This is a genomic window from uncultured Granulicatella sp., from assembly GCF_963528195.1.
Classification (GTDB): domain Bacteria; phylum Bacillota; class Bacilli; order Lactobacillales; family Aerococcaceae; genus Granulicatella.
On sequence record NZ_CAURVN010000051.1, the window covers coordinates 1 to 8,224 of the forward strand.

Here is an 8,224-nt window from a genome sequence, read left to right on the forward strand (position 1 = left end):
TAAAGACTTAATTTGGTGTTAAATTTGATTCACCAACAGAATTTGTCGATGAGCCCTTTTTTTATACGTGTTAAATATAATTAAATTGAACAAAAATATATAATTAATAGATGGATTTTAACAAATATTAATAGTATGAAAAACCTTATCAAAACAAAGATGAAAACTCTTTCAAAATAGCAAAATAATCATATAAAATAGCAAAATAAGAATAGTTATTCCTGTTTTTTTATGCTATATTCTGAAATGAAAGCGTTATATTTTAAAAGGGGGAATTTATATGAAAAAACAAAATATTCAGTTGGAGAAGCGACAACGATTTTCGATTCGAAAATTGTCAATTGGAACATGTTCACTTCTTATTGGGGCTTATTTTTTGGGTAGTGCACCTATAGTCTCTGCAACAGAAGTGCCAGTTTCTGATTCGACTACAACGATTTCATTGCCAAAAAATGAAAACGCTTCTAATGGAGAATCTGTCAATAATCAAACTGCCAAACCTACGGATAAAACTCTTGAAAAAAATGATAATCAACCATTGAAGAAAGAAGAGAGTTCTACGGTTACAAATACTAGTTCATCTACTGGAGTAACCAATGATATTGAAAAGGAAAAAACTCATAATGAAAATGTAGATTCTAAAGAAAAAAATGATACCTCTTTAGTTAAAACAGATAAAGTAGAAAAAAATATAAATCCATTAGAAATTTCAAATTCAACTGTACCAAATACTGTTACAAAACAAAATGTTACAACTTCATCTACAGATAGATCAGTATCTTCAACAGAAAAAGAAGAAACTACTCAAGAAAAAACAATTGAATGGAAATCTGTTAGTACTGAAAAAGGAACTGTAAAGGAAGTTGTAGAAGAAGGAGTGCGTTATAACAGACTTTCTGCAACAGCAGCAAATAATAATAATGATAAAGAAGCCTTATTCGAAAAAGAAGGTTTAAAAGGTGATGATGAAGGAAATATAAACATTGATTTAACCTTTAAAGAACGTTCAGATGATCAAAAAGGGCGTTTTGGAGTTTATGTAAATTATAAAGATAATAAAAACAATATTTTTGTTGGATATGATAAAGAAGGGTGGTTCTGGCAATATAAAGGGCCTAATACAGATACTTGGTATAATAAGCAACGTGTAGCAGCACCTTCAACTGATTCAGAAAACCATCTAGAAATTTCCTATAAAAAAGATGGTCAATTAAATGCAACAAATAACGGAGTTAATTTATTCTCTACAGTATTAGTTCCTGAAACTGTTAAAAATGCTTTAAATGGTGTTAATAAAGTATTATTAAAAGCAGGTACATGGGGAGATGAAATTACTAAAGTTGATGTCAAAACAGATAACCAAGAAAATGTAAAAGCAACAGAAGAAACAAGTGCTGTCAATAAGGGTTTAGAAAAAAATGATAAAGATGTTCGTTACGAAACTCTTCATTCAGATGTATTAAAGGCAGTGATTGATACAGCATTTCCACGTGTGAAACAATATGAATTAGATGGAAAAACTTTAACTGGTCAAGTACAAAAAATTTCTCAAATGAGTATTAATGGTCAAACCGTAACACCAACCGTTACATACCATAGAGATAGTGATACTACAGCAACTTATTCACTTAAGGTTAAAAATGACACTGAATTTATTGATGCAGAAATCACTGTAAAATTAGAAGTTGTTGGTAATGAAATGCATTTTGATGTGACAAAAATTAAAAATAATAATCATGTTGAAATGGGTAAAGAAATAGATAATGTGAAAAAATTAATTCAAACAATCGAGTTCCCAGGCAACTCACTCGTATCAGTAGGTTCTGATAAAATAGATGCTAAGTTTGATGGTGCAAAAATGTCTAATAATACTCGTAAGTCTGGTGATGAACACATTGATATGAAGAAAGGTGTTATGAAAGATTTTGCAGATGCATATATGTATGGATTTGTATCATCAAATGAATTATCTGCAGCAGTATGGAGTAATTCACAATTTAGTTATGGCGGTGGAAATCGTGACTTTACACGCTTAACAGCTTTCTTAGAACGTGTGGAAGGTGTGAATTATTTAGGTATTCAAAGTTCTCCATACTATTACCAACGTGCCCATAATAATCTAGTGTATCCAGAATATACTCTTGAACTACCAAGTTCAAAAGTAGTTATTACAAAAGATGCGAATAATGATAATAAAGTAGATTGGCAAGATGGTGCAATTGCATATCGAAATATTATGAATAATCCAAAAGGGTCAGAAAATGTTCCTGATTTAGTAGCATACCGTATTGCTATGAACTTCGCATCTCAAGCACAAAATCCATTCTTGATGACATTAGATGGAATTAAAAAAATTAATCTTCACACAGATGGATTAGGTCAATCCATTTTACTTAAAGGATACGGTAGTGAAGGACATGATTCTGGTCATTTGAATTATGCAGATATTGGTAAACGTATTGGTGGGGTAGAAGACTTCAAGACTTTAATTGCAAAAGCAAAAGAATACGGAGCAAAAATTGGTATCCATGTCAATGCTTCTGAAACTTATCCAGAATCTAAATATTTCTCAGAAGCAATTTTACGTAAAAATCAAGATGGAAGCTACATGTATGGATGGAATTGGTTAGATCAAGGAATTAATATTGATGCTTCTTATGACTTGGCACATAATCGTCTTCAACGTTGGAAAGATTTAAAAGATAAATTAGGTGAGGGTCTTGATTTCATTTATGTGGATGTATGGGGAAATGGTCAATCTGGAGATAATAGTGCATGGCCTTCACATGTATTAGCAAAAGAGTTGAACTCGCTAGGTTGGAGAATGGCAATTGAGTGGGGGCATGGTGCTGAGTATGATTCAACTTTCCAACACTGGGCTGCTGACTTAACATATGGAGGATTTACAAATAAAGGGATTAATTCAAATATTGTTCGTTTTATTCGAAATCATCAAAAAGATTCTTGGGTGGGTGATTATCCTAAATATGGTGGTGCTGCAGATTATCCATTATTAGGTGGATATAATATGAAAGACTTTGAAGGTTGGCAAGGTCGAAGTGATTATGAAGGATATATTCGTAATTTATTTGAAAATGATGTAATGACAAAATATTTCCAACACTTCAAAGTAAATCGCTGGGTTAATGGAAGCCCAGTAACCATGAATAATGATGGTACAAGCTACAAATGGACACCAGAGATGGAAGTTGGATTAACAGATGATCACGGAAATACAGTTACTATTAAACGTAAATCTAATAATCCAAATGAAGTAGGTTATCGTCAAAGAATAGTAACTTTAAATGGAAGAGTCATTGAAAATGATGGTAGTTATTTAGTTCCTTGGAATTGGGATGCAAATGGAAAAGCATTAACTACTGATAAGGAAAAAATGTATTTCTATACGAATGAATCTTCTACAACAGAATGGACATTACCAGAGGATTGGAATGTAGATAAAGTATACCTCTATCGTTTAACGGATCAAGGAAAGCAAGATCTTGTAGAGGTTAAGGTTGGGGCGGATCGTAAGATTCATTTGAAAGGAGATGCTTTCCAACCATATGTACTTTATAAAACTCCTCAAGGTAAAAAGACAATGGTTTGGAGTGAAGGAACTCACTTATATGATCAAGGATTTAACAGTGGTAATTTAGATCATTGGAAAAAAACAGGAGATGCTGAGCACGCTGAAATTGTTAAGTCACAAGGTTCTAATGAAATGCTTCGCATTCAGGGAAATAAAGAACGAGTTACTTTAAAACAAACATTAACAGATTTGAAACCAAATACAAAATATGCAGTATATGTTGGTGTAGACAATCGAAGTGATGCAAAAGCAGATATTACAGTTAAAGTTGGAAACAAAACAATTTCTAATTATACTAATAAATCTATTGCAAAAAATTATGTACAAGCCCATGCACATAATACATCTCCTAAAAATGCAACGGTTAATAATACAAGTTATTTCCAAAATATGTATGTTTTCTTTACAACTGGTGATGATGTTTCAAATGTAACTCTTGAATTAGGAAGAGACGCAGATAGTAAAGCTACTTATTTTGATGAAATTCGTGTCTTTGAAAATCATTCTGTAATGTATGGAGATGGACATGATACAGCAAGTGGTAAATTTAAACAAAATTTTGAAGATGTACCACAAGGAATTTTCCCATTTGTTGTTGGTAATGTAGAGGGCGTGTCAGATAATCGTACACATTTATCTGAAAAACATGCTCCATATACTCAACGTGGTTGGAATGGTAAAAAAGTAAATGATGTTATTGAAGGAGATTGGTCATTAAAGACAAATGGATTAACAAGTCGTGATAAACTTGTTTATCAAACTATTCCTCAAAATTATCGTTTTGAAGCAGGAAAAACTTATAAAGTTACTTTTGAATATGAAGCAGGATCAAATGGAACATATGCATTTGTAGTTGGTCGTGGAGAGTTGGATCGAAGAAGTAAATTGACTAAGTATGATTTATCAAATACATGGGAAAGTGAAAATAAACCGAAAAAAGTCACATTCTATGTTGAAGGGGATAAAAAAGGTGATACTTGGGTAGGGATTTTTTCAACAAGTAAAGGTCCTGATACAAAACAAGATACTGATAATAACGAAATTAATTTCAAAGGTTATAAGGATTTTATGATGGATAATCTTGAAATTGAAGAAGTGAATCTTACTGGTAAAATGCTTGTTAAGGATGCCTTTGAAAAGACTCAACCTGTTAAGGATGAACAATATACAAAAGAAACCTTAAATGCATATAAGGATGCGGTTTCAGCTTTGTTAGATGTAGAAGATAATATATCAATTAAGGAAGCAAAACAATTAATTGAAAATGTACAAATAGCAAAAGAAAATCTAGTAGTAAAAAGAACTTCACCAGATATGAGTGAAATTGAATCAATTGATGCAGTTTCAGAACCTCAAGATTCACCATGGTTTGCCTTTGATAATGATCCAAGTTCATTATGGCATACTCCTTATGGAGAATTGAATTTAGAAAAACCATTAACTGTAACATTTAAGAAACCTATAGAAGCCACAAAATTTGAATATGTACCTCGGGCAAGTGGACAGAATGGTCGTGTATTAAAGGGACAATTAGTAGTTGTTGATGAAGAAAATAAAGAACATACTTTTAATTTTAATGGTTGGGAAAATAATGCTAAAACAAAAGTGATTAATTTTGATAAACTATTAAAAATTAAGAAGGCTATCTTTACGGGAATTCAATCATATGGTGATTATGGACATATTTCTGCAGCAGAATTACGTTTTGTGAAACCAGTAGATAAAGAACAACCAATAGATGATAAAGAATTAATGGCAGAAGTTGAACGTGTTTCTAAGATTAATAAGAAACATGCGATTGAAGCATTAAAAACGGTTACGTCTTATAGAGAAGAGTTGGAAAATTATAACTTATTAACTCCAAATTCTATTACTAAAATGGTAGAGTATTTAAAAACAATTACAGAGGAAGACCCACAACCGACTCCACAACCGACTCCAGAGCCAGCGCCAGAGCCACAACCGACTCCAGAGCCAGCGCCAGAGCCACAACCGGCTCCAGAGCCTGCGCCAACACCAGAGCCAGCACCAAAACCGGAACCAGCACCAGCACCAGCTCCAGCGCCAAAACCGGAACCAGCACCAACACCAGCTCCAGCACCAACACCAGCGCCAACGCCAAAACCAGAAACTCCAAAAGTTACATTACCATTATATGAAACAGAAGGAGTTAAAGTAACTTTAAATAAAGATAAAACATTTGCTAAATTTGAAGATGAAAATGGCGATACGCCAGTTACTGTTGAAATTGCTATGAAACATCTAGATAAGAATATTAAGCTGTTAGAAGTAGAAAAAGTTGATAGTTCTATTCCAGTATTGGCTAATAAGGAGTATGTTGCTTATGAGATTTCATTTAAAAATAAAGAAGGAAAAGAAGTTCCTGTACAAGGTGAAGCTAAAGTAACAGTTCCTGTAGGAAAAGAAGTTGATAAAGCATACTATTTGACAAGTGATACAAAGGAAATTGTTAATGAAGTAAGTTTTGAAAAAGGAGAAGGGAATACTGTTAAATTAAAAGTAGAACACTTTAGTTTATATGCAATTACATTTAAAACAGTAGCAACAGTTAAACCGAATAAACCAGAAAATGGTGAAGAAAAACCAAATATCGTACAACCGAGTCAACCAGATAAAGCTAAACAGAATGGTGAACAAGGAAGTACAGTACAAGCAACTCAACAAGTTAATCATGAAAAAGATAAACTTAGTGATGGACAGTCAATTCAAACTGTTAAACCTTCAAATGAGGAAAAACAACAAAGTAACTCTGAACAAGGAAAAGATTTAAAAAATAAAACTGAAACTCTAACAACAACTGAAGAAAAGGTAACTCGTATTGAAGCTAGAGAGGAGTTACCAAGAACAGGATCTGTTTCAAGTTTAGGAGAAATGATTATCGCAGGGTTTGCATTATTAGGAGGAGTGTTTGTTAGTAAAAAAAGAAAAAAGTAACATATAAATAAATGCTTACAGGAAAAGTCTTTAGTATTTAGAGGCTTTTTCCTTGTTATTTTAGATTAAAGCCTATTAATGAAATAAAATTTTGCTATAATAATGTTAAAGTTTATTCAAAATGGAGGTGATATCATGTCATTGATTAAAATTGAAAACTTAACATTTTCGTATTTTTCATCTACAAAACCAGTGTTTGATGACGTGAGTTTTTCTTTAGACACAAATTGGAAAACGGGATTAATTGGTAGAAATGGAATCGGGAAATCAACCTTGTTTAAGTTATTATTAGAACAAGAATCTTACCAAGGAAAGATTCATAAAAGTGTTGAATTTGTTCAATTTCCACCTAATCATCTGGATTTTTCAAAGACTGGGATAGAATTACTGCAAGAGTGGACAGCGCAAGAAGATGAGTGGAAAGTGTATCGTGAGCTTCATCAGCTGAAGTTAGATGAAAGTATTATGGATAGAAAATTTGAAACTCTTTCTAAAGGAGAACAAACTAAACTTCTTTTGGCGATATTATTTACGAAAGATAATGGATTTTTATTGATTGATGAACCAACAAATCATCTTGATGTGAATGGAAGAAAAATTGTATCTGATTATCTGAAGAGTAAAAAAGGATTTCTATTGATTTCTCATGATAGAGATTTTTTAGATGGATGTATTAATCATGTCATTTCTTTTAATCGAAACTCAATTGATGTCCAATCAGGTAATTTTACGTCTTGGTATGAAAATAAAGTATCGAAAGATCAGTATGAGTTCAATCAAAATGAAAAAATTAAAAGTGAGATTGAACGATTAAACAAGGCAGCAAGGCAGACTAAAGTTTGGTCGAATAAAATTGAAAATACAAAGAATGGTGTGAAAATTTCTGGTATAAAACCAGATAAAGGACGTATTGGACATTTGTCAGCGAAAATGATGCAAAAGACAAAGAACTTAGAAAAACGTCAGCAAAAAGCAATCGAAGAAAAAGAAAATTTATTAAAAGATATTGAAAGAAAAGATAGTTTATTTCTTCGTCTTTTACAACATTATAAATCTTTACTTGTATCTGCTAGTCAGTTGAGTTATCAATTTGGAGAAAGAAAACTATTTTCTAATATCAATTTTGAAATTCATCAAGGGGATGTAATTGCTATAAATGGAGCAAATGGTAGTGGAAAATCAACCCTCATAAAAATCATAATGGGTCAATATCTTGACTATGTTGGTGAGTTAAAAATAGCTAATCAATTAGAAATTTCATATATTTCACAAGATACTTCATTCTTGGAAGGAGATTTAATGAAGTATATTCATAGTCAACGAGTAGATGAAACTACTTGTAGGACAATATTAAGTAAATTAGATTTTCCAAAAGAATTATTTGATACAAATATGAAATTTTATAGTGATGGTCAAAAAAAGAAAGTATTAATTTCTATTAGTCTTTCCAAACCTGCTCATCTATATATTTGGGACGAACCTCTAAATTATATTGATGTGATTTCAAGAATACAAATTGAAGAGCTAATCAAAGAAGTGAAACCGACCTTGATTTTAATTGAACACGATCAACGGTTTGTCAATCATATTGCGAATAAAATGATACAGTTATAAAAAAAGACGTGTACTGCACCCCAAAAGTTAGACATGAAAAATCTAACTTTTGGGGTGTTTTTT

Annotated in this window: 2 protein-coding genes; both read left to right on the forward strand. The window is 31.8% G+C overall.

What is annotated here, in order from left to right:
* Positions 1-280: 280 nt before the first annotated feature.
* Positions 281-6,547: an endo-alpha-N-acetylgalactosaminidase family protein gene (locus RWR88_RS07980; protein WP_314451680.1), complete on the forward strand. Its 6,267-nt coding sequence runs from the start codon at positions 281-283 to the stop codon at positions 6,545-6,547.
* Positions 6,548-6,682: 135 nt separating this feature from the next.
* Positions 6,683-8,161, forward strand: coding sequence for a ribosomal protection-like ABC-F family protein (gene abc-f, locus RWR88_RS07985; protein ID WP_314451682.1), 1,479 nt, complete (start codon positions 6,683-6,685; stop codon positions 8,159-8,161).
* Positions 8,162-8,224 lie beyond the last annotated feature (63 nt).

Bases quoted from the DNA above. Each gene is read 5' to 3' on its own strand.
- abc-f (WP_314451682.1), top strand. From the start codon at position 6,683: ATGTCATTGATTAAAATTGAAAACTTAACATTTTCGTATTTTTCATCT.
- RWR88_RS07980 (WP_314451680.1), top strand. From the start codon at position 281: ATGAAAAAACAAAATATTCAGTTGGAGAAGCGACAACGATTTTCGATT.